Below are 21,976 nucleotides of genomic sequence, written 5' to 3' on the forward strand. Positions count from 1 at the left end.
ATCCCAGAGGCGAGCGCCAACCAATGCGATAAATTCAGGGACATACCCGCGCAAGATCCAAGGTTCATTCACAATCCGAAATCGCATGGTGACACACTATCTTCAGTAGATCGGCTACATTAGTCCTTGTTGATTTGAGGACTATCGGCCAGCAGTCCGTTGTCGCGCAATTTTTGCGTTGATTCCCCATTTGGGCGGATACCAATAGTCAATTGGCGCTGATGTGGCTCTGAATTTCTGTTTGATTCGGGTTCTCAATGAAGCTCCCGTGATTTCGGGATGGAAGACGCGAGAATACTTGTCGACCTCGCAGAATAGATTTTGACAGTCGATGAGTTGTAGCGGCCTACCCCATAGCGACTTGAAGTTTATTCCCAGCCGTTCAAATTCAGCCTCTTGTCGGTCAGCGATGACTCGGATTATGTCCGCTTCCGAAAGCCCTCCGAGCGACGCAAAGCACTTGGAAATCCCCCCTTTGGCTCCGGGCCCAGGCACTACAAATTGCATCTCAGAGAAATCAGTTAAGGTGCTGTAATTCAAATCTGTCACGTACTGGTAGGCGAGAAAATCGCCAATCATCGGATACGACCGCAGCAAGGTGAATGCGTCGAGCATCGTTTTGCTGCCTGCGACTTGCAATGGGAGTTCGTCTTCCATCATCTGCTGTAATAGCCGTAGATGGGACCGATGCTTTCGCGTCGTCCCAAACGCCTTGCTTCCTGACGGCATAATGTACGCTGCTGAATAGATTGTTGTGCCGCCGTTGATCGCTCGCGAAAGGACGGCATCATAAGTATCGTAGTCAAAATCTCTATACGAGATTTGGCCCAGAGTCGCTTCCAAGAGACGCCATGTCTCTACTTTGTTGAACAGCTTAAACAAAATCGTCCGGAAGAAAAGTTCTTCTTCTGACTGATCACCCTCGTATATGACCTCCTTGATCAGGAATTGGCTGACGCGGTCGGATGCTCTATAGGCATTGGTGAATTTGAATTCAGAGAAGATGCTGTCGGTTGTCCAAGGGGGGGCTTGACCTCCGAGCCGTCTAAAGAAAATATCCTGCCGCTCCGCCGCGAAGCGCCAATACGTATCGTAGGCGACTGTTGGAACGGCTGGAGAAAGTGCGTTCGCGATAGTGATCCCTTGCGACCCAATCCTTATGCCCTTCTTCGCGGTCAAGTGCAACGTCATTTGACTATTTGTTTCGATCTGGGTCTGAGGTTGACTCGATCCATCAATGGCTGGAACGAGGAGCGAAATTGCCTCTTGAACAGATCGGTCATTATCGACAATGATCACTGGGGCAAGTTTTTCATCTAGCGCAAGATCGGCGTATAGATCGCGCCATCGTTCCCATGTTCGTCGGCTTTCCGGGCGCAGTGGCTCCTTTCGACGGATAAGGAAGATGGTTGCGGGAAGGAACCCTTCCCATGCGGCGATCTCGATCTGAATCATCTGACTAAGAGCGTTGCTACTAATCCCAGATGCCAATCCGTAAACTTTTGTGGACCACCAAAACCTATCCAAGACGATGGAGATACCAGCACGCAAGGCGGGCAAAATGATGGATTCGATTGCGTCGAGATGCGCCGCAATATGCATGAGCTGCATACTCAACGGTTTTATGTGCGCGACTCCATGCGATTGAGGGTCATGATGTAGATCGTAGACTAGTTTTCCTAATGTTGCGTCCTCTCTACCAGGAAAGGAAAGACGTTGCGCACGAATACCCTTCTCGTTCAACAGCGCGGTGAATTGCTCCGACAGTTCGGTTTTACCCACCCCGTCCGGTCCTTCAAACACAAATAGCTGTCCAACTTGCTGCACTATGCCGCCTCTTGCTCATGAAGTTCTAGAATCTGATTAAGGGAATCCTTTAATGGCTTTAGACCTGACTTGGTATACCCCTCGCCGGATGGAAGCTTGAGCGACGATGCGATGCAAGTGACATGGGCGAGGTGCAATCCCATCTGCTGAGCCATGAAACGGCCAAGCCAGCAAAGCCCCAGATAATTGCCATAGGCCTTGGGCATGTGGTGCTGAAGTGCATAAAAGCCTGTGACTTGCAAATCGCCATCAGAAGCGTTGAATGCCACTTGTTGAAGACATGGGAAGCCGCGCCTAGGACTGTTAGTGTGATCGCAAGTTGGGTCAAAGATTGCCGCCTGCAACGCGCTGTGTCGATGGTTGCCGCCATTGAAGGTATGTATGACGTGAGCCAACTGGTTTATGGGCTTCATCTCTGGAGGTGCACCTATTGGTTTGTAGGATGTCATGCGCCTGAAGTAGACGCCTTTGCTATTGGCGGGGCACTTAGAGATCGTCTTCCAAATGCGTTCATAGCGCTCATAGAGAATCTTCGCATTCTCCGTCGTACTAGGAGTCCACAACGAATTCGGAAATATCGTGCTCGCAATTGTGCGGCATGTCTGCTTATTCACTCCATCGATGGCTTCCTGAACGCCGAGTACCTCACGCGGAAGTGAACGCTCGTCGAAGTCGGATATCGAGATAACCGCCGGAGATAGGTCGGAGACGCCCGGTTGCATCAAATGGTTAAACACTTCGATCCATGCAACTGACAGATTTTGACTCTTCGCAACATAGAGCTTACTCATCCTCAACCTCCTCAAGATGGCGAAACATTGCCAGGCCCTTGAATTCCTTACGACTAACGCGAATGTATTGCGCCCAAGTGGTGTGCGGCAGAGTGGCCCGGCCGATACCTGGCCTGATGGCCTTCACCAAGCATCCACCCGGAAAATTTCGCACTTGCGTGACGTTGTTGCCTTCAACCTGAAAGCTGCTGGGCAAAAGGATAAGATCGTCCACGCGGGCGTCAATCGGCCGACCGTTCCAGCATTCATCAACCAGCACGAGATGTTCTTTGGTCTTTTCGCCGAGTATAGATTCGCGAATCTGAGGCAACTTAATCTGCTCGAGATCAGCAGCTTTTTGCCGAGTGAGAAGTTCCATACCGAGGTGCAGATGACGAATCAAGGTTACGTATCCGACTCCTAGCCATGACGCAATCCGGTAGCACTGCTCCGCTGATAGATTCTTCACATTCCATCCACGAGCGGCCAGGCCCCGCAACAGTGTCGTCTTCGGCATCAGGAGTTCGGATGCGAAGCAATTAGCTTCAAACTCTTTCGGGTCGTAGCGGCGATTGTTCCCCCGTTCCTCCACGAGCTCGTCAAACTGCTCACCGTGACCGTAGATGTGGTGGCCTAATTCGTGGGCACAGGTAAATGATTGGCGTCCTTGCGGGCGTAACGACGAAACGACAATTACAGGTTTCCCTGGTGAATAGACGCCTTCTGCAGATGGCAATGGTGCGAACCGGACTTCAATGCCCATCTCAATGGCTAGATCGAATACGTTGCATGGGGCGCCAGAAGCAATGTTGCCCTGTTTACGGGCTTTCAGGGCAGCGGAAGAAGCCCTGAGCGCAAGTCTCTGGCGCTCTGGATTCATTTCGGCTCCTTCGTTTTCCGGATCATTTGGAGGAGCGACATCAACTGATCCAAATCCTGATCCTTCATCTTCGAGAGTTCGCGGGCGGCAAGTAGAATCCGATCTTCTGCGGCATCCGTATCATCCGGAGTACCAATTAACCATTCGACGCCGACGCGGTAGAGCGCCGCGAATCTTGTCAGTTCTTCTCCTGACACTTTCCGTCGGCCCGCCTCGATCTCGGTTACAGTCGGGCGGTGAAGATTTAGTATTTTTGCAACTTGTCCCTGGCTCAATCCGGCCGCTTCGCGGGCAGTACGCAGTCGGCCAGCTATCTCCACCCTGATGTTCTCGTGGGTACTCAAGCTGTCACCTTTGACACAGCGGAAAGAAGAGAAGCAATCTGTGCAATGGCGAGAGGTTCGCCTGTTTCCTTGTCCTTAAAGATGGTATCGACTGCACAGGAAATCCCGAGACGCTCTTCTAACACCAAAGTGGTTTCAATACCGAGCAAACTATCGAAGAAATCTAAGTCCAGAAGTGGTTTAGTGCCTTGAGTAATTTCGGAAGAGTCAGTGCCCAATCCTTCCTGCAACTCCTCTAAAGTTGCAATGATTACCCCTTGAACCTCAAGCTCGCTCATGACGTCACCTCAACTCGCTCATTCCGGTAAGAAAATCTTACCACATATGACAAGAACCATGTAAAGAGGCAAATTTAGGCCTGTCCGACTTTATCTATACTTCAATATCTAACGCAAAGAGCTACCTTTACCTGAATAGCGCTTGTCGCTTTGATCGAAGTCGAAGGGGTCGCCTGTGACAATGTTGCGGGTGTTCTTGAAGTCAGTGCTGAGCCAACGAAGGAAGGTTGAGCATTGCAAACCTGTGAAAACTCGATGTCCGATACCATTCTTATATCCGAGCACCGTTAGTACATCGGGTGCAACAGTAGGTGCAGTCACTCCAAAATAGAAATAGTCACGAGACACAAGAACCCTGTCTGCACTTGTATCCTTATTGATGTTCAGTGGATTCGGTGTTCCGTCTGGGTTACTATGATGTGAATCTAACTGTTGCCAGTGTTCGTTCGGCTGATCGCGATGATAGATGTTATCGCCAACCATCATGACGCTACTGCCATTCCTCACGGGGCGCTTGTCGAAATATTCTAAGCTGGTCCAATATTCGTTGAACGACAACGTTTCTGTTACTCGCATCGCATAAACGCATCGGCCAGTGGCTTTTAACCGCGAGCCGCCCATACCGACCACCCAATCGTCCACCTGCGCCTTCGCCCGAATACGAGGCATGCAAGTTGCAAGAGTGCAGCAGCCATGAAACGGATTGGGAGCGAAACCAAAGTCACGGTCGACAACGTACATGTAGACCTTTGCCACGGCTCAGCACACCCTCGTCGTATTCGGGTGAACAGCTTCTCGCGTCGTTCCGTCCGAATTCTGAAATTGGTTGCTCTTGCCCTCGATAGCGTCGATGATACTGTCCGTGTTCCAAGCGACGACAGCTGATCCGTAGCGCTCTAACGCTGCCGGCTTTTCAGCATCAGTTCCACCGTAAGCGTATACGCCGACGATCCGTTTGCCCTGCTTAGCCGCCTGGGTAATCTCCCAATCTACCCAGGGGCGGGTATGTGTGTCTTTCCCTATTAAAACCACTACGGTGGAGGCCCAGGAGATCTTCATGCGAAGAAGACGACGGATCGTCTCGTCCTTTACGCGTCCCTCATCCATCCGACGTTGGTTTGCGGGTTTCATCCGAACGGAGCTGTTTCGGACATCGCTACCAGTTTTGTTTAAAAGGTCTGTGAGTTGATCAACTTTGTTATCGTCGGCGTGATGGTGGCTGATGAAAACGTGGCGTCGAGTCATTCTGGGCTCCGAAGGCTTCACAACTCATATATTCCATTCCGGACGCCCTGCGTGGGCACACGCAATGTCGATCAAATCAATATTGTATTCGCCTTGTGTTCGCCAAGGCAAGAAGCTGGATCGATAGGGCGAAGAACGTGACCAGGCTGACCTCTATTTCACCCAATTTGCAAAATTATTGAAGCCGTCGTTCGAACTCCAGTCATACACCGAATAAAAGTTTGAGAAGTTGAAGCCTTTGCCGCCGTACGGATCTGAAACTTGATTACAGGCGTATGTCGCCGCCCCGTCAATCTTTTCGTAACGAACCCAGTTTCCGTTGACAACCTCCCATAGGGTCGCTTCGCGACCGTCGTCGGAGAATCTCACACCGACATATGTGAAGGGGTTCGGGCCGAGAGATTTGGTCAAGCCGTCCCGCCCCTTTATGGAATTGATGTGAACGCCGAAGACATGATTTCCACGCTTGAAACTCTTCAATACTTCATACCGAACCCAAGGCCGGGACCAAGTCTGCGAACCGATCAAAACGCAAGAATTAGAGGTATTTTCCAGGCCTTCATTGATGAGCCGCTTTAGTGCAGGGTCACCGCCCTGGCTTTTTGTTCGCTCCCAAAGCGACGCGTCGTAGAAACCTGCGACCTCGCGGTCAGGTTTCGTCAACCAATGATTGCGAACCACGTTTGCACGAAAATCGATCACATCTTGATAGTGAAAGCTGAAGAACACTCGATTCGCCATGGTCGTCTTTCTAATTCAATCAGTCCTCTGTGTTGGTCATTGGCATGTGAAGGCTTCTCGATGGCACCGTTTCCTCGGAAGAACGTATCATGGTGTTCATCGTCGCATAGACAGGCATGGTCACGTTCGGGCGAATCGCCGGTACTTACCCGAAAGGACGTGATCCTGCTACGGTTTCCAAATGTCTTCCGGGCTTCCAACCGTTAAACGAGGAAATTTCCAAGGCGGTATCATGGCACTTCAAGGTGGCGCACAACTGATTTTTCAGTGTGAAAAGCCGGACGGCACTTTCGAATGCCTCGGCTTCGTCGGTATTCCGGTCGTCAACCCCGTCTTTCTGGTCTTCTGTTCTGCCGGCACTTCGAGTGCGAGAACCGATCTCTCCTCCTTGCGCAACGATTTTCTCAGCCGATTGCAGGCACTTTCACCCAGCCTAAAGGCAGTTCCCGCTCCATGTGGCGGATTCGCCGGTGCTCCTGACCACTGTCACGCGCTTCAGGAGCCCGACTGTCAAAAAGTTCTGGTGATCGTCGGGGATGTGTCGCAGCCTCTATCGATGCAGTCGTATTACACGACGTGGCTGAATGGGGATCCCAGTTATCGAATTCTACCGATCTTCCGTAAAGCGGTCAGAATTTCTGTAAGCGCCTTGCTGCCGTCGGCTCTCCATCACATCAACGTGGAGTTCTGGTCAACACACATAGGGCAGACGCTCCCAACGATCCTAAGCCTGTCGAACCTGACACCTTCTTGTCCCCGAATCTTTATAAGCTATCGACAGAAGGATTCGGCAGCGCTAGCGATGCAACTGTTTGATGCGCTTTCGCACGCGGGTTTTGAAACCTTCCTCGATCATTTTCGCATTCCCCCTGGCGTCAATTTTCAGGCGAGACTCACACAAGAGCTCGGCGACAAATCGATGGTGTTGCTCATTGAGTCAGCAGACATCCTCGGATCAGATTGGACAATATACGAGATTAATGTGGCGAAGACGTGCTCGCTCGGGGTTTTCGCCCTCCACATGCCAAACGGCGTGATGGTTCCAGGAATTGACCCGTCAGTCCGCATGTCTGTTTCAGACTCTGATTTCCAGAGTGGAGCCTTTTCCTCCACGTCCGAATTGGTTCAAGGTGTTCTCACCGCAGTGGTCGATCGCGCAAAGGCTGAGCATGATCGGGCTCTCATTCGACGTCGTCAAATCTTGCACGACTCGCTCGAAGGAGCTTTAGCCTCCGAAGGGGTGGTTCTCGCGGCATTAACGCCGCGCGGAATGGTGCCAGTGACCTCGAAAAAGGGTACCGAATACTTGGTCTGGCTTACTCCACGTCCCCCAGAACTCTTAGATTTTCACAGCGTTCACGGATCAACAGTTCCACCGGTTAAGGGTGTGGTAATAGGTCTTTCGCGACTCATGGAGCCAGCACGCCTCGAACAAACGACTTGGCTAGCTGGTTTGTCCCAGATCACGATGATCGAAGAAGGACAGCTTAAGAAAGCTGCCGAAGCAATTGCTAAGGGAACGTTATGACAACTTCCTTCAAGAAAGTCGGGCACAGTCTCCGTGGAAAGACAATCTTTCTCTCGGCTAGTATTCCAAAGCTTGAACGTGCAAAACGGTTTCTCAGGGTGCCGGACGCGGCATTCGAAATTGAACAGGCAGTCATAAGCCTTGCCCGAGCTGTGTTTAGTGAAGGTGGACGTTTGGTGTTTGGTGGGCATCCCGCAATATCCCCACTGGTAGCAATGGTGGTAGGCGAGTATCGAGAACCTAGACTCGCAGAAAGCGTGGAAGAGCGCCATGCCGCCCCGATAGAGATTTTTCAGTCCCGAGCATTCGATGGATATCTTCCCGACGAGACTTTACTCATGTATAGGCTCGGCCATGCGTCTATTACGTGGGTCGAACCCGTCGACGAAGAACGATATGATCCCAAGTCGGAGGACGATGAGACTCCCTGCCCCAAAAGCATGGAAAGGATGCGCGCGAGAATGCTCGATCAGAGCGCTCCAGACGCGATGGTATGCATCGGAGGTATGGAGGGTGTCGAATCCGAAGTCAAGATGATGCTGGAAAGGCGACCGCAAACACCGATTTATGTACTAGAGCGAACCGGCGGCGCAGCTAGATTACTGCGTGATTCCTACCCAGGAAATGTGCGATTAATCGATACAGAAATCATTGAGCGCGTTGAGAAGCTTCGGGCGGAACTGCGGCCCAGAAATACCCCTGTTCAAGATACGGAACATCGCGCACTTATCCCTTATCCGCTAGTCATGCAAACGATCGTGGAAGAGATTTCAAATCAGAACTGACACGATGAGCGACGTCGTTGACCAGCAGAATGACGCTGCAAATCAACATTACGTCTCGTAAGTCAGTTGTGGATTACTTTTCAGCAGACTCGAATCGTATCCTATAAAGCGTTGCCCTAGATCGGGGCATGAGCAAGCTCGACAATTAATTGGAGGAAAACGCAAAGTTTTGTCAAGAAAATCGCAAGAAACAGCACCTGATGCTGTCGTCAAGAAACGGCTCCTGAATGTAAACGAGGCTGCTCAATACCTGGGTTCTACCGTTAATACTCTTCATAAGAAGAGAAGTTTACGGGAAATTCCCTTCGTCAAAATTGGCCGCTCATTACGGTTCGACATAAAAGCTTTGGATCTTTTTATCGAACAAAACACCGTAGAGACTCTCGATTAGGGAAAGGTGAATCCGAACTTCACCTAAACGGCGTTCATGTCATTGCCGCGTTCGGAATGCGGCAATGACATGAATACCGACAAGTCGATCCTGACAAAGGTCGTAGTCTCTGCACCGCTACAGTCCCCCTCACCAGGATCGACGTTTTATGCTGAAGCCGAAATGGCGCTGAAGGCCCTTCAAGAGACCTATGAACGCAGGTGCAAAAAGATTGCCGAGCAGGGGAAAAATAAGGGCACATTCTAGACCCTAGCTGATACCTCGCAGTACCACTCAGGACATCTGAAATTTGCGGTAATGATTTGCCCGTTAATTGCGATACTGATTCTAAATAACTTAGCGAACACGCCTGCGATTTTATAGGAATGCCGGTAGATTTCGGACAAACTAGGTTTCCCATAGAAATATAAGGACTTACTTGCTTTTTTTTGCGGAGAATCCGGGTCTTCGACGCCGGCCTTTTCAGGGCCACGCTCTCTCGCACGCGAAAATCAGGCGAAACCAGAGAGCACCTAAATTCTCGCTTATGCTTGTGGATTACAGATCTCACATTGTTGTGATTGATTAGGTCCACGCCGTCTGAAGCGCTGAGAGAGTCTCCTTCCAGTTGATTTTTCGCAGTATCCGAAAGCTATTTCCGGCTACTGCGCGAATTCAGGTTTTTCATGCTCAATTAGTTTCATCCTCCGGAAATTGCTTTCAATCCCAAATGGGATTAGCTTTTTTAGCCTACTGCGTTCTCCAAGCAGAATGTGATAGTGAACTCCCTCCAATGCCCCTAAGTCTTCCAGAGCGTGCAAGCTAAAGCTACGCGAGTAGTTCTTTAGAAAGAAATGAACTTCAAGCATTGGCCAAGCAGCTTTCTCGAAGTCCGAACTCAGCTTCCGCCTAGGACCGTATGAAAAACGATATCGGGCTTGATAGAGCTTTTGAAATTCCTCTTGATTGGTGGTTACAGGCTGCAACTCCAGAGCAATGTCGATATCCCCCAAACGCTCCTTGTCTGAAAGCATGCTGCCAAAAAGAACTACGCTCTCGATTTTGTAGGCAAACATCTTTTTATCGTTAGCCTGCCACACGCGGTTCATGAACTCCTGGAGGAGTCGTTCAGCCGTTTTGCGTGTAATGGGCCTTGCGGCTGACGCACTTGCTAACTTCTGGCCTTGCCTGGTGACCTCATATGCAGGCCCATCCACTGCTCCATGGAGATTAGCCACGCTCAAATATCCGATGTCGATCATGTTGTGAATAAAGCGTTCCGCCTCAGTCGAACGGAGATTCAAGCCCTCCTCGGCCTCTGACGGCTGAAAGTAAGTGAAACGATATCTGCGGATAAAATTGCGTACCTGCAGAGCGGGATAGTCGGCGATGAGTTGATCCGAAGTAATTTTCATGGCGAAGATATTGCCTCCATTTCGAAATTCGGTCAAATGTCCTGCAAGGCATACATTGGGCGATGGTTCACAGCAGTACCCAATCGATTCTGGCCCGGGCTATCGATATACGCGACGCTGGCTAATACGCCCCTTCAGTTGGATCGAACGTGAGATTGGCTGCATATGATCCATACGGGATTGGCTTTTAAGCCATTCAGAAATATCATGAGGATCGAATCGTATTGAGCTTGAGATCTTAAGAGAAGGGATTTGGCCCCTCGCGGCCATTCTGTAGACCTTCTTGACCGAGACATCCAGGATTCGAGCGACCTCCGCGGCGCGGAGAGCTTCTTTCTTACTTTCAACAATTTCGGCTAAGATCATTCTTCCTCCGTAGTCCTCACGAGAAGTAAGGTTTGGAGAACATCTCACCGCATGGAAATTCGGTCAAATTCAAGCGACAAATGGGCGAGGAGGACGCCTCAAAAGGGTTTTTGGCGCGCCCTTCCTTCAGGTTTTACCGATGGGAACGCAACAGGTAGCCTTGACCTATGAATACGAGTAAAGCCGACATCAAACCCAATCACGGATTGATAGAGGAGAGCCTGCAACGGCTACAGAGCATTCAGGAAATCTTCAAAGGAGAGAAATGGCTTACGGCCGAGATACTGAATCAACTACAGGAGGAGCCTCCCTCAAACCAGTCGCTTCCTGCCGACGACTGGAAGCAGCAGGGCAGAATCTTCAGTGTCACATTTGAGGGGAAGGAGTATTTTCCCTGTTATGAATTTGATGCTGCCTATCAACCGTTTCCCTTAATCAGGGATGTTCTTGCGGCCTTCGGTCCTGTTGCTGACACATGGAAGATCGCTGCATGGTTTCACTATCCCAATGGATGGATCGTTGAGTCTGGGGACAAGGGCATCAAACCCATAGCCCCCAAAGACGCATTGGATCGCTGCGATGATCTCATGAAAGCGCTCGAGAAGCGCAAGGGAACGTACGTCTCATGATGTAGCCAATTTAAAGGATTGCATGACATCTCGCATGTTGGCCTCAGCAGCGCGGCCCTTCACCCGATCTGGAGCGTCATGAGAGCCAAAACGAAACTGCATGTATTCACAATCTCGTGATCTACAATCTTCTTTCAAGGGGGAGCCGAGCGTATATGGATCGACTAGAAGAAGCTCGTGCAATCGTAGTTGAAGACCCCGAGATTCTGAGCGGAACCCCGGTGATCAAAGGTACTCGTGTTCCGGTCCATGACATCGCCGCCTTATTTGACGCAGGAACTCCTGTAGACGAGATATTGAAGTGTTATCCAAGCGTAAAGCAAAGACACGTTGAACTCGCATCAGTCTATGCACAGACGTTTCCTGCTCCGAAAAGACCAAAGGAGTCTTTTGTCGATCTTAAGCACGTGAAAGTGCTGAAGAGGGCGCGACTGTCTTTGCGTTCATCGAGCGATAGTCTCGACAAGACTATCTCATAGCGATTTCCCTTGGCTCAGTCGATAGATGCGGCCGCATTCTCTTGTGAGCGGCGAAGCTCACGTTTACCTTCTCGATCATGGCTTGATTTCTGGCCGGCTTTAGATAGCGGATGATGCTCTCCAGATTGGTTTGCCCCATCCAGGTCATTACCGTTCTGAGATCGACACCAGCCTGCAGGTGAGTCGTCGCAAAGGTCGCCCGAAACTTGTGGAGCCAGAACTCATCGGGGTTCAACGTGGCTTTCCTGGCATTTCGCTTGAGAGCACGCAGCATGTGCTTGTCGCGTGAATTGTTTGCAGTGCTGAAGACCAACGAATGGGCCGACGCGCGTGATGTAGGCAGGGACTTGCGATGAGCTTCAAGTATCGCGAGCAGTTCGTCCGGCACAGGAACTTCCCGTTCTTTATAGGCCTTCGGTGTCCAGTTGAACTGTGGCTTCCAGCGCATCTCGATGATGTTGGCGTTGAAGCGGACATTATTCCAGGTGACGTGCATGGCCTCCTGCTCTCGAAAGCCACTCATCAAAAAGAAGTCGTAGAGCGTGCTGTGATACGACGAGCAGACTGCGTGGAGCTTCGACAGTTCCTCTTCCTCATAGATCGAAACCTCCTGCTCGATAAAGCGAGGATGGTCATTCTTGCCGATCAGCTTCGGCACGCCCTGAGTCTGCAGGAAGGTGAGCACATCGGCAAACTTGTTGTGTACGGTTCGCGGCGAGAGCTTCTTCGTATCGCGGAGGAAAGCAGCAAAACGTAGGAGATCTTTTCGCTCGACCTCATCCAAAAATCTCTTGCCGCAGGACTCCTGAAAATACCGCAAGGAGACGCGGTATCCGATCCAGGTTTTTCTGTGCCTGCTGAGTTGGATCTCTTCGAGAAAGTCATCTACCGCAGAACTGATTCGCAGACGAGAGTCATCATCAATGGGATTGGCAACGACAAGCCCCGATGCGAGTGCATCCAGCTCTCTTTGCTTTCGAACTCGACAGTTGTAAGCGGCGGTCGCGTCGCTGCCAACCGAGACGCGTGTGCGCTTTCCGTCCTCGGTCCAGTCAAGGTAGTAAGCACCTTCGGGATGCTTCTCTTGGTGCCCATCGACCATCACTGAATCGGGTTTGATGCGGCCGTTAGAACCGACGACGACCGGGCAATAGCGCTTGCCCTCCGGGGTGTCGACACGTTTGGTGATATTCACCTGCATGGGACCTTCCCACGGCAAAGTTCGTATCACTTTTCGTATCACCCCTCCCACACTCGGTCAAAAGTATTGATGGGAAATAGGTTAGATGGTCGGGGCGGAGGGATTCGAACCCCCGACCCTCTGCTCCCAAAGCAGATGCGCTACCAGACTGCGCTACGCCCCGACTTTTCCGATTGTATCGCAGGATAGCCGGCGGATTGGCTGTGTTTGCTAGTAGTGCAGCCGCAGCCACTCTGCCAGCCAGATCAATACCAGTACGGGTAACGCGAAGATGGCGGCGAGAATGGCCAGCACCAGTCCAAGGAAGATGAAATCTTTCCAGGTGTGGCGGCGGGGTTCAGCGAGATGCCGCACCATGAGGGCATAGTTCCTGCGGTTTGCCTTCCAGGCGATGTCGAAAATGTCGCCGAGGAAGGGTATCGCTCCGATAAGGACGTCGATCGCGAGGTTCACGACCATTCTCGCCAGTCCGATATAAGGCACGCCGCGTAGCCAGGCAGCGACGATGAGGATGCAGGAGGCGAGGCCGGAGAGCACGTCTCCCAGTCCGGGAACAAAGCCGATGATGCCGTCGAGGCCGAAGCGGATGGAAGTGCCGGGGATGCGGAACCAGTCGTCCAGCAGATGTGAGAGCAGGTCAAGATTTTCGTCGGAGAACCAGCGGCCGCTGGCGCGCGAAAAGGGACGCCTTGAAAAAGAGCTGACGGAACGGCCTTCCGGCTCAAGAATCTCGGGTTCTGGGTGGCTGGACATGTCCTTGTAGTGGTTTGGATGCTACAATCTAACTCTGTATGGCGGCTATAGTTCAGCGGCAGAACGCCGGTTTGTGGCACCGGATGTCGCGGGTTCGATCCCCGCTAGCCGCCCCATACAACAGGGCTATCGCCCGCGGCTGACCAGCCTGTGAGCAGCGTCGCCCGGCGTGGCAAAAACCCAGGAAAAATCTATATCGGTTGTTCCGGCTGGGCTTATCCCTCCTGGAAACCCGACTTTTATCCGGCAACCGCTCCGACGAAGCGCCTGCTGGAATTCTATGCAGCTCGCCTCAATTCCGTCGAGGTCAACTACACCTTCCGCAGTTTGCCTTCTGAGAAAACTGTAGAGGGTTGGCTGGCGGCAACTAGCGAAGATTTCCGGTTTTCGTTCAAGGCCCCGCAGAGGATCACGCATATTCTGCGCCTGAAAAACTGTGCGAAGCCGCTCGAAGAGTTTTACGCCGCGATACGGCCTGTAGCGGATGCCAGCCGGTTGGGCGCGATCCTTTTCCAATTGCCTCCGAATATGAAGGCCGACTTCGAACGGCTGGCAGCTTTTCTTTCGGAAGCTGCGAGCGAGGGCTGGCGGCTGGCCTTTGAGTTTCGGCATGAATCGTGGTTTAGCGAAGAGACCTACGCACTGCTGCGAGAGCATGGCGTTGCGCTGTGCGTGGCCGAAAGCGACGAGCTGGCGACTCCGGCTATTTCTACCGCTGGCTTCAGTTGCTATCGCCTGCGCAAGTCGGAATACTCGGATAACGACCTGGCCGCTATCGAGCGAAAGCTGCGGTCGGACGCAGTGAGGGGCGATGTGTTTGCGTACTTCAAGCATGAAGAAGAACCAACCGGCGCTTTGCGTGCGCTGCATGTGACGGAAAGACTTCAGACAAAATGAGCAGCACACTTCTCACAGAACAGAGTCTCCGGCAGTGGCTTACTGACTTCAGGCCGCGCCGCTTCCTTGCGAATGCGCACCTGCAGACGCTGGCCGGAAACTTTCTGCGCCGCGATATCACGCTTCCTCAGCCGCAACGAATGCTGGTGGAGGTCGAAGGGCCGGTGGCGGGTTATGGCTCCACGCTCGTCGCGTGCGATTGCCATTGGCAGCCGGAAGAGGTTCGCAAGCAGCGGCTGACGATGGTGCTGGTGCATGGGCTGGAAGGATCGTCCAACTCCCGCTACGTGTTGGGCAATACCGCGCGTGCGCTTGCTGCCGGCTGCAACGTCGTTCGTATGAACATGCGCAGCTGCGGCGGCACGGATGAGATTTCTCCCACGATCTATCACTCTGGACGATCGGAAGATGTCGCCGCTGTTGTGCGTGCGATCGTCGAGCAGCATCAGCTGGAATCGATCGCGCTGGTTGGTTATTCGATGGGCGGCAACCTGGTGCTGAAGTATCTGGGCGAGGCAGCTGACGGAAGCGTGCCGCAGGTGAAAGCCGCGGTGGGTGTCTCTCCGCTGATGGATCTTGCCGTATCCTCGGCTGCATTGCACGAGCCGCAAAATCGTATCTATGAATGGCACTTTTTACGGTCGATGACGGGGCGCCTGCGCCGCAAGGCCGCGATGTATCCCCGGCTCTATGCGGATGCGGCGATCGACAAGATCAAAACCATGCGCGACTTCGATCAGCACATCGTAGCGCGCTATGGGAACTTCGCCGATGCCGACGATTATTACTACAGCGTCGCCAGTTCGCAGTATGCCGCTAGTTTTCACGTGCCCACTCTCATCATTCATTCGCTCGATGACCCGTTCATCCGCATGCTGCCTGAGACCCGCATGGCTCTGGAGACGAATCCTGCAGTGACTCTGATCGAGACGCAGAAGGGTGGTCACTGCGCGTTTCTTGCTTCGGGCGCAAACGATGATGGGCGCTGGGCCGAGACAACGCTGCTTGGCTATCTGCTGGAACACGCCAGTGGAAGCTGACTGGGAAGCAGAAATCGGCGAAGACCTGCCGAAGATCGAGCTGCCGTGGAGCGGCTATGTCGATCTTCGGCAGGATGCTTCGGCGATCGATCGGATCGAAGAAGCGGTCCGCCATCCCGCCCTTGCGGAGGCACTGCAAAGGTTGAATGCGGCGGAGTCGTCGCTGGTGACGGCAAAGTGCGATGTGTGGCTGGCGGAAGAGCCGGTCGATGGGTATGAGTTCGATGCCGGGCCTCATGACGCGCAGGTGGCCCTCGCTTCGTACATCGATGTGATGCTGCGCGACGCCCCATCATTTGGCGTCTACGAAGCGATTGCCCGGAAGCTGGTGGCCGCTCTCCATAAGGAACCGCTGAAGAACGGACGCGTTGACTGCATTTTGCGCGGCGCCTGGATTGACGGGGCAGACGGCTTCGGCATGACGCTTTACGTCACAGGCTGCGGAGCCGATGCGGTGGCCGCCGAAGAGCGATGGAAGGCTGTGCTGCGACGCGCTGTAGACGCTACAATAGCCGCAGCACTCCTTATCAGGGCGGGCGAGTAGCTCAATTGGATAGAGCACCGACCTTCTAAGTCGGGGGTTACAGGTTCGATCCCTGTCTCGCCTACCAGCAAAATCCGCGAAGTGCGAAGTTTTCACGGTAATGCGCAGTTCAAAAGCAAAGGGCCTTCGATTTATCGAAGGCCCTTTGCTTTTTGTGCGTAAGGTTATTTTCCGCGGTTGGGGAAGATGCCCATGCGGAAGGTGACCATATAGCTGCGCCCCGAGGTCAGGCTTAGCTGATCGAGCGGCGATGCCGCGGTGGTTGCGATGTAGCTCGATCCGTTGACGGCTGTCGCGCCGTTGCTCGAGGCTACGTCGAGAATGCTTTCGTCATTGAACAGGTTGTTGATGCTGAACCCGATCTTCGACTCATCGAAGAACGAGTGCTTGCGGATGGTGTAGTTCAGCATGAGATTTACATTGCTGAAGGCCGGGTCGTAGACCTGGTTATGGAAGCTGCCGTTGTCGTTGTAGTGATCGCCGACACGCTTCTCGATGACGCCCACATCGAAGCCGTGGTCCTGGTAGGTCACAGCCAGCGACTGGGTATAAGAGGGCGTATCCGCAACATAGAGGTTTGAAGGAACACCCGTGCCTGTGTAGGTGGCCTTATTCACCGTGCCGTTGGCGTAGACGTGGAATCCATATCCGACGGCGACATTCGTCTCGGCTTCAAATCCCTTTGTGATGGAGTCGGGTCCGAGGTAGTACTCGTTGTTATCGTAGGCCGGGTTATTAGGGTTCGCGACGGCGAGAGAAATGTAGTTGTTCTGGAACTTGACGCGGAATACATCGGCATCGAGGGTGAAGCGGTTTGTCTTCAGAACCGTGCCGGCCTGATAGGTGGTGGTCTGGGTCGGCTTCGGGAGCTGGCTTACTTCCTGACCGCCTCCGGCCACATCGAAGGTAGAGCTGGGAGGAATCTCTGCTCCCTTGCCGAACTGAGCGTAAGCGGACCAGTTCCTGAGGATGCGATAGTTGCCTTCTGCTGACGGCAGGTTGCTGCCGAAGCCGCCGAAGGAGGTGATCGATGTCGCGCCGTTCAGCTTACCGACTGTTTTGCCGTCGTCGGCGTACTGGGTGAGATTCATCGTGTAATAGGCTTCCTTGTCACCCGCGGTGATGGTCAGCCGTTTTGTGGCATGCCACTCGTACTCGATGAACGGGTTGTAGGAATTGGTGTAGAAGCGCTCGTGGAAGTTCGGCAGCGCCTGGTCTTCATGAGTCAGCGGGTTTGATGGAAACTGGTAGCGGTTGGTCGTAGCCCATTCGTACCAGAGGCCAGTGCGAAAGACGCCATATTTCGAAATCTGGCTGGCGGTGGCTGTTTCACCGTATTTGCGGTAGCTGTTGAGCTTGTCGACAGCGCAGGGCAGATAGGAATAGCCCTTCTTCGTTTTCGGGGTAGAGCAGTTCGCTTCAGTGATGAAGCCGGTGGAACTGTTGGGGCCAGTCGCCAGACCCGTTGTGTCGTTGGGGTTGTCGTTCGCGTAGTACTGCGCGTTGTTGTAGCTGTACGTATATGGCTTTGCGTCGATCATCCAGCCGCGGCCCAGGAAGGAGCGGACGCCGACGTATTCGAAATCGGTAGGCACGCTGTAGTAGTTATAAGGCTGATAGAAAGCGCTCGTCGGATCGTTCTTCTGCAGCAGGTAGTTCCATCCGTAGTTTTCGACCTGGGCGCGCAGAGGCGGATTGTTGGGCGTGTTGTTATAAAGGCGGATGACGCCGCTATAACCGGTGATGGTGGTCTTATCGGAAGGGTTATAGAGAACCTTGATGTCGCCGCCGTCACGCTCCTGCGTGTTGTAGGTCTCGAAGCCATCCGAGGTCATGCGATGCACGTCGAGAGTCAGGCCGATCTTCTTACCTGGCCCGATCATTCCAGTGCTGTATTTGCCGTCGATCAGCAGCGTATTGAAGGAGCCATAGGAAACCTGCGGCTGTATGGACTGCTCCTGCGGAACATCGGGGGAGATCAGGTTGATAGAGCCGCCGAAGGTGCTGGGGCCGATGGTGGAAGCGGTTCCCGGGCTGCGGTCGAAGTCCACGCTGCCGATCCATAGACCCGGAAAAAAGGCCCAGGAGTGATGGGTCGGCGTGTTCGTATCGTCGAAAGGAATGCCGTCCCAGGTGATGTCGTAGTCGCCGTCAGGAAAGCCGCGGAAGTAGGTAGTTCCCTGGCCGAGGCCGATGCCGTTCGAGTTGTAGCTGAAGGTGCCGGGGGCGATCTGGATGATCTCTGTGTAATCCGAGGTTGGCGGCGTGAATTCGCGAATGAACTTGCTGCCGATTTCGGACTTCGGGGCTTCCGTGTCCAGCGAACCCTGGGAAAGACCTTCCTGTGCGGCGAGCGAATCGCCGGCGAGGGCCCGCACTTCCACGTTCTCGGATGACGAAGCGACCTTCATTTGTACGGGGACGTGCAATGACTTGCCGCCATTGAGTGAGACCTGGCTTTGCGTGACGCTTTGGAAACCCTGTGCCGAGATGGTGATGTCATAGCTGCCGTCGGCTACTCCGGTTGCGTAGAAGCGGCCCTGATCGTCGGTGACCACCTGCTGATCGGTGCCAGTGGCACGGTTGCGGATGTGAACCTCCGCTTTCTGAATGGCGTTTCCGTGCGCGTCCATCACCGAGCCGGTGATCGAGCCACCGGTCGCGGTCTGTGCCATGAGCAGCGATGAGGCAGCGAGGATTGCCGTTGCGGTGCCAGTCCATGCAAAGGATCTGCGTCCAGGGATGCGTATCAAGTCTTCCTCCAAAAGGTGACCGGTGAGAGCCACGGTCTCGGCACAACGTATCCGGGGTGTGTAAACAAACCGTTACAAGAGTTGGCTGGGTGGACTCGTCCGCGATGGCCGCAGCTCGAAAGATCTCTCGGGCTTCTGATCCGCTTCCGCCGAAACAATGAAAAATCCCGGAAGAGCAGCCACTTCGGCACGCGAAACCATGGGGAGGAAGGGCGTTCCGCTTCCGATAAGGGCGGCAAGATATCCTGCCCGCACGAGGTTTCATTGCCACCGTTCTTAAGAACTCTTTCAGGTCTGGTAGCGGGTTTTCGCCCATGGTTGCGCGATACCGTCCGCCCATGTCAGGCTGTGCACATATGCGTCCAGCCCTGCGTTCATTTGTTTCCTCGTTGCTGTTCGTTCTTGCTTTCTGTGCTTCTGCCAATGCCTGGGCGCAGGATCAGCTTGCCAATACGACGGTCCTGATCGTGCGTCACGCGGAAAAGCCGAAGGAAGGCCCCAGCCTTACCCCTCAAGGATTCGCGCGTGCGCAGGCCTACGCGCACTACTTTGCGCCGTTCCATCTTGACGGCAGGCCCTTTGCGATCAACGCTCTTTACGCGGGGCACGATTCCAAAAACAGCATGCGCCCGCGCTTGACGCTGGAGCCGCTCAGCCAAGCGCTGCATCTTCCTTTGAACACGGACTTTGAGACCGAAGCGCCGGATGCGCTCGCGGCGAATCTGCGCTCTTCACCGCATGGCGATCACATTCTGATTGCATGGCGGCACGGCAAGATTCCCGCGCTGGTAACAGCGTTGGGCGGCGATCCGGCGCAGCTGATTCCTGGCTCGAAATGGCCAGACGATACCTATGATTGGGTGCTGGTTCTGCGCTATGACAAGCAGGGCCGGCTAGCCGGGGAGCAGCGCATACAGGAGCCGGCGCTGCTGCCCTGAATTCGCGAAAGGCTTTACGAGTGGCTTTGGAGAGCGCGTTCTGAGTCATCACTCCGTACCAGTGGAACACGGATGGTGAAGACCGAACCCTGAAGTGGAGTGCTCTCCACGGTCAGCTCCGCGCGATGGGCATCGGCGATCCACCGCGCGATGGAAAGGCCGAGCCCCATGCCGGCTTTCATGGTGCGCTCGCGCAGGTCGGCCTGGTAAAAGCGATCGAAGATCTGCCGCCGCGTATCCTGCGACATTCCGATTCCATTGTCTTTCACGCGCAGCAGCGCGTGATTCTTCTCCGCATCGAGCGCGACGGATACTTCACCGAATTCGGGTGTGAACTTGATGGCGTTGTCGAGCAGGATGCCAAGCAATCGTTGCAGAAGCAGCTTGTCGCCTTCAATGTGAACGGACTCGACTGGCAGGCTCCAGTCCAGCATGATGTGGTTCGCATCGGCAACGTCTTCCACCCGCCGGCATCCGCTTACAACAAGCTCGCAGAGATCCACGCGCTCCAGTGACATCTCGTGAACGAAGTTATCGCTGCGGGCCATGGAGAGCAGCGCGTCGAGCAGCGTGGTTGCCGTGCGGCATTCGGTGGCAATGCGCTCGAGATCCTCACGGTATTCATCGTCGGTGCGTTTGCGGTTAAGGGAGAGCTGCGCGGTGGCCAGCATCACCGTAATTGAGGTGCGGAGGTCGTGCGAAGCATCGGCGGAGAACTGGCTGAGCCGCTTGACCGCCGCCTCCAGACGCGCAAGCAGCTGGTTCCATGCAATGGCGAGTTGTTGCACTTCGTCCTTCGCGGGAGGAACGGGCAGCCGCGCAGAGAGGTTGCCGATACCGATGCCGACCGCGGCGCGGGTCATGCGGTCGACAGGCTCCATGGCACGCCGGCTTAGGAAGTAGCCGCAGATCAGGGCAAGTACGAAGATGACGGGCATGAGCAGCAGCAGTGCGCGCTGGTACGCGGCCAGTACGTCGAACTCTTCCTCGAGAGAGCTGCCCACGTAGAGGGTCATTGGCTCTCCCGCAATCTCGACCTGGTGGCACATGACCAGGGCGACGCCCCCGTCGATGCTCCTTAGGAAGAATGAGCGCTCGGTGCATGGATGTTTGTAAGGCGCGGCCCATGAAGCCAGCTGCGGAGCCTGAGGGAAGAGCAGGGAGTTATCGGCGCGGCGTAGCTCAAACAGGTTTCCCTCGTGTGTAACCAGGGCATAGTTCGCGAGTTGTTTCTTAAGCGGATCTCCCACGCCCTGTGCGTGATCTGCCTCAAGCATGTGGAGAAGGCGCGTCTCGCGTCCGAGCAGATGCGATTGCTTTTCGACCAGCAGGCCGTGCCTCAGAATGCCATAGGAGACCACGCCAAACAGCACCGCTCCGAGGAAGATGACGGCCAGATGCCACAGGGTAAGCCGTGCGCGAATCGAAAGTTTCTGCAGCTTATTCAGCAACGAAGATATACCCCGTACCGTGAACCGTGCGAATCAGCGGCTTTGTCTCAGAGCGGTCTTCGAGCTTCGCGCGCAGGCTGTGGATGTAAACATCGAGAGTGTTTTCCTTTACTCCGTTTGCGTCGTCCCAGGCAGCCTCGATAAGTTCCTCGCGTGAGGTCACCAGGCCGCTGCGGCGCATAAGCACGTCGAGTAACTCGGTCTGCTTGCGGGTAAGGGGAATCTGGCGTCCATTGCGTGTGGCCAGGCGGCGCGGGCGGTCGAGTGTTACGCCGCCGGCCTGCAGCAGAAAGCTCTGAGCGGGCAGTGCCCGCCTCGCTATGGCGCCCACACGGGCGATGAGAATCTTGAGCAGAAATGGCTTGACGAGGTAGTCATCCACGCCGAGATCGAAGGCCCGAAGCACCTTGGGCACCGCGTCTACCGCGGTAAGCATGAGAATCGGGGTGCGGCAGTGGCGTCCGCGTACCGTTTCCAGCACCTGGAAGCCGTCCATGCCGGGGAGGTAGATGTCGAGCAGCGCGGCATCGTATTCGCCCGCAAGCATCATTGCAGCGCCTTCAACTCCATCGTAGGAAACGGAGACGCTGTGCCCCTCTTCGCGCAGGCCTCGTTCGACCAGACCTGCAATGCGTTTGTCATCTTCGATCAACAGAACATTCATGGTGCGTAGCTCACAGTAAGCCACCATGTTGTTTCAGTTATGTGAATATGGGATTTGGTAAAGCCGGCAGGCTGCGTT

Annotated in this window: 25 protein-coding genes and 3 tRNA genes; 12 read left to right on the forward strand and 16 right to left on the reverse strand. The window is 54.1% G+C overall.

All coding sequences use genetic code 11. The features are described 5' to 3' along the window. Nucleotides 1-141: 141 nt before the first annotated feature. The 8 genes from LJD29_RS09915 to LJD29_RS09950 form a co-directional block, all read right to left on the reverse strand. Nucleotides 142-1,827 carry a nucleotide kinase domain-containing protein gene (locus LJD29_RS09915; protein ID WP_446745598.1) on the reverse strand — a complete coding sequence of 562 codons (1,686 nt, stop codon included), beginning with the start codon at nt 1,825-1,827 and terminating at the stop codon, nt 142-144. Beyond that, on the reverse strand, nt 1,827-2,618 hold the full coding sequence (locus LJD29_RS09920) for a hypothetical protein (protein ID WP_446745599.1): 792 nt from the start codon (nt 2,616-2,618) through the stop codon (nt 1,827-1,829). The genes LJD29_RS09915 and LJD29_RS09920 overlap by 1 nt, the downstream gene beginning before the upstream one ends. Next, on the reverse strand, nt 2,611-3,477 hold the full coding sequence (locus LJD29_RS09925) for an ImmA/IrrE family metallo-endopeptidase (protein ID WP_446745600.1): 867 nt from the start codon (nt 3,475-3,477) through the stop codon (nt 2,611-2,613). The genes LJD29_RS09920 and LJD29_RS09925 overlap by 8 nt, the downstream gene beginning before the upstream one ends. Then, on the reverse strand, nt 3,474-3,821 hold the full coding sequence (locus LJD29_RS09930) for a helix-turn-helix domain-containing protein (protein WP_446745601.1): 348 nt from the start codon (nt 3,819-3,821) through the stop codon (nt 3,474-3,476). Before LJD29_RS09930 ends, LJD29_RS09925 begins: the two co-directional genes overlap by 4 nt. Then, nucleotides 3,818-4,099, reverse strand: a complete 282-nt coding sequence (locus tag LJD29_RS09935) for a phosphopantetheine-binding protein (protein WP_446745602.1) — start codon at nt 4,097-4,099, stop codon at nt 3,818-3,820. The genes LJD29_RS09930 and LJD29_RS09935 overlap by 4 nt, the downstream gene beginning before the upstream one ends. A gap of 108 nt (nt 4,100-4,207) precedes the next feature. After that, nucleotides 4,208-4,855 carry an Nmad2 family putative nucleotide modification protein gene (locus tag LJD29_RS09940; protein WP_446745603.1) on the reverse strand — a complete coding sequence of 216 codons (648 nt, stop codon included), beginning with the start codon at nt 4,853-4,855 and terminating at the stop codon, nt 4,208-4,210. Between the two features lie 3 nt (nt 4,856-4,858). After that, nucleotides 4,859-5,344, reverse strand: a complete 486-nt coding sequence (locus LJD29_RS09945) for a TIR domain-containing protein (RefSeq protein ID WP_446745604.1) — start codon at nt 5,342-5,344, stop codon at nt 4,859-4,861. Nucleotides 5,345-5,497: 153 nt separating this feature from the next. Beyond that, a complete protein-coding gene (locus LJD29_RS09950) occupies nt 5,498-6,085 on the reverse strand; it encodes a TIR domain-containing protein (protein WP_446745605.1) in 588 nt (195 codons plus the stop codon). A gap of 232 nt (nt 6,086-6,317) precedes the next feature. Between LJD29_RS09950 and LJD29_RS09955 the strand changes: the two genes are divergently transcribed. The 4 genes from LJD29_RS09955 to LJD29_RS09970 all read left to right on the forward strand — a co-directional run bounded on the left by LJD29_RS09955 (nt 6,318) and on the right by LJD29_RS09970 (nt 9,035). Further along, nucleotides 6,318-7,613: a toll/interleukin-1 receptor domain-containing protein gene (locus tag LJD29_RS09955; protein ID WP_446745606.1), complete on the forward strand. Its 1,296-nt coding sequence runs from the start codon at nt 6,318-6,320 to the stop codon at nt 7,611-7,613. Beyond that, on the forward strand, nt 7,610-8,398 hold the full coding sequence (thcA, locus tag LJD29_RS09960) for a Thoeris type III anti-phage system protein ThcA (protein ID WP_446745607.1): 789 nt from the start codon (nt 7,610-7,612) through the stop codon (nt 8,396-8,398). The genes LJD29_RS09955 and thcA overlap by 4 nt, the downstream gene beginning before the upstream one ends. A 169-nt stretch (nt 8,399-8,567) precedes the next feature. Next, complete coding sequence (locus tag LJD29_RS09965; RefSeq protein ID WP_446745608.1) at nt 8,568-8,789, forward strand: helix-turn-helix domain-containing protein; 222 nt, start codon at nt 8,568-8,570, stop codon at nt 8,787-8,789. Between the two features lie 69 nt (nt 8,790-8,858). Then, nucleotides 8,859-9,035 (forward strand): hypothetical protein, encoded by a 177-nt coding sequence (locus LJD29_RS09970; RefSeq protein ID WP_446745609.1) that lies wholly within the window; start codon nt 8,859-8,861, stop codon nt 9,033-9,035. Nucleotides 9,036-9,430: 395 nt separating this feature from the next. On the opposite strand, the gene LJD29_RS09975 is transcribed toward LJD29_RS09970, so the two are convergent. Beyond that, the gene (locus tag LJD29_RS09975; RefSeq protein ID WP_446745610.1) at nt 9,431-10,219 is read right to left on the reverse strand and encodes a hypothetical protein; all 789 of its coding nucleotides are present in this window, start codon (nt 10,217-10,219) and stop codon (nt 9,431-9,433) included. Between the two features lie 63 nt (nt 10,220-10,282). Beyond that, a complete protein-coding gene (locus LJD29_RS09980; RefSeq protein WP_446745611.1) occupies nt 10,283-10,549 on the reverse strand; it encodes a helix-turn-helix domain-containing protein in 267 nt (88 codons plus the stop codon). 167 nt (nt 10,550-10,716) lie between these two features. Between LJD29_RS09980 and LJD29_RS09985 the strand changes: the two genes are divergently transcribed. Both LJD29_RS09985 and LJD29_RS09990 read left to right on the forward strand, forming a co-directional pair. Next, nucleotides 10,717-11,178: a hypothetical protein gene (locus tag LJD29_RS09985; RefSeq protein ID WP_446745612.1), complete on the forward strand. Its 462-nt coding sequence runs from the start codon at nt 10,717-10,719 to the stop codon at nt 11,176-11,178. Nucleotides 11,179-11,333: 155 nt separating this feature from the next. Further along, nucleotides 11,334-11,657: a DUF433 domain-containing protein gene (locus tag LJD29_RS09990; protein ID WP_446745613.1), complete on the forward strand. Its 324-nt coding sequence runs from the start codon at nt 11,334-11,336 to the stop codon at nt 11,655-11,657. On the opposite strand, the gene LJD29_RS09995 is transcribed toward LJD29_RS09990, so the two are convergent. The 3 genes from LJD29_RS09995 to LJD29_RS10005 all read right to left on the reverse strand — a co-directional run bounded on the left by LJD29_RS09995 (nt 11,647) and on the right by LJD29_RS10005 (nt 13,611). Beyond that, the gene (locus tag LJD29_RS09995; RefSeq protein WP_446745614.1) at nt 11,647-12,858 is read right to left on the reverse strand and encodes a tyrosine-type recombinase/integrase; all 1,212 of its coding nucleotides are present in this window, start codon (nt 12,856-12,858) and stop codon (nt 11,647-11,649) included. The two genes, LJD29_RS09990 and LJD29_RS09995, sit on opposite strands and share 11 nt — an antisense overlap. An 86-nt stretch (nt 12,859-12,944) precedes the next feature. Beyond that, nucleotides 12,945-13,021: transfer RNA gene (locus LJD29_RS10000), tRNA-Pro, on the reverse strand. Nucleotides 13,022-13,068: 47 nt separating this feature from the next. Continuing rightward, nucleotides 13,069-13,611 carry a DUF4112 domain-containing protein gene (locus LJD29_RS10005; RefSeq protein ID WP_446745615.1) on the reverse strand — a complete coding sequence of 181 codons (543 nt, stop codon included), beginning with the start codon at nt 13,609-13,611 and terminating at the stop codon, nt 13,069-13,071. Nucleotides 13,612-13,652: 41 nt separating this feature from the next. Between LJD29_RS10005 and LJD29_RS10010 the strand changes: the two genes are divergently transcribed. From LJD29_RS10010 to LJD29_RS10030, 5 genes are all read left to right on the forward strand, one after another. Then, nucleotides 13,653-13,727: transfer RNA gene (locus LJD29_RS10010), tRNA-His, on the forward strand. A gap of 34 nt (nt 13,728-13,761) precedes the next feature. After that, complete coding sequence (locus tag LJD29_RS10015) at nt 13,762-14,508, forward strand: DUF72 domain-containing protein (RefSeq protein ID WP_446745616.1); 747 nt, start codon at nt 13,762-13,764, stop codon at nt 14,506-14,508. Continuing rightward, nucleotides 14,505-15,548, forward strand: a complete 1,044-nt coding sequence (locus tag LJD29_RS10020) for a YheT family hydrolase (RefSeq protein ID WP_446745617.1) — start codon at nt 14,505-14,507, stop codon at nt 15,546-15,548. The genes LJD29_RS10015 and LJD29_RS10020 overlap by 4 nt, the downstream gene beginning before the upstream one ends. Then, on the forward strand, nt 15,538-16,092 hold the full coding sequence (locus LJD29_RS10025; protein WP_446745618.1) for a hypothetical protein: 555 nt from the start codon (nt 15,538-15,540) through the stop codon (nt 16,090-16,092). The genes LJD29_RS10020 and LJD29_RS10025 overlap by 11 nt, the downstream gene beginning before the upstream one ends. After that, nucleotides 16,083-16,159: transfer RNA gene (locus LJD29_RS10030), tRNA-Arg, on the forward strand. The genes LJD29_RS10025 and LJD29_RS10030 overlap by 10 nt, the downstream gene beginning before the upstream one ends. Before the next feature lie 97 nt (nt 16,160-16,256). On the opposite strand, the gene LJD29_RS10035 is transcribed toward LJD29_RS10030, so the two are convergent. Further along, nucleotides 16,257-18,845, reverse strand: a complete 2,589-nt coding sequence (locus tag LJD29_RS10035; protein ID WP_446745619.1) for a TonB-dependent receptor — start codon at nt 18,843-18,845, stop codon at nt 16,257-16,259. Between the two features lie 356 nt (nt 18,846-19,201). On the opposite strand from LJD29_RS10035, the gene LJD29_RS10040 reads away from it, so the two are divergent. Then, nucleotides 19,202-19,783 (forward strand): histidine phosphatase family protein, encoded by a 582-nt coding sequence (locus tag LJD29_RS10040; protein WP_446745620.1) that lies wholly within the window; start codon nt 19,202-19,204, stop codon nt 19,781-19,783. A gap of 14 nt (nt 19,784-19,797) precedes the next feature. On the opposite strand, the gene LJD29_RS10045 is transcribed toward LJD29_RS10040, so the two are convergent. After that, nucleotides 19,798-21,234, reverse strand: a complete 1,437-nt coding sequence (locus LJD29_RS10045; RefSeq protein WP_446745621.1) for an ATP-binding protein — start codon at nt 21,232-21,234, stop codon at nt 19,798-19,800. Next, nucleotides 21,224-21,925, reverse strand: a complete 702-nt coding sequence (locus tag LJD29_RS10050; RefSeq protein ID WP_446745622.1) for a response regulator transcription factor — start codon at nt 21,923-21,925, stop codon at nt 21,224-21,226. The genes LJD29_RS10045 and LJD29_RS10050 overlap by 11 nt, the downstream gene beginning before the upstream one ends. Nucleotides 21,926-21,976 lie beyond the last annotated feature (51 nt).

Source organism: Silvibacterium acidisoli (genome assembly GCA_022870745.1).
In the GTDB taxonomy this organism is placed as follows: Bacteria; Acidobacteriota; Terriglobia; order Terriglobales; family Acidobacteriaceae; genus Silvibacterium.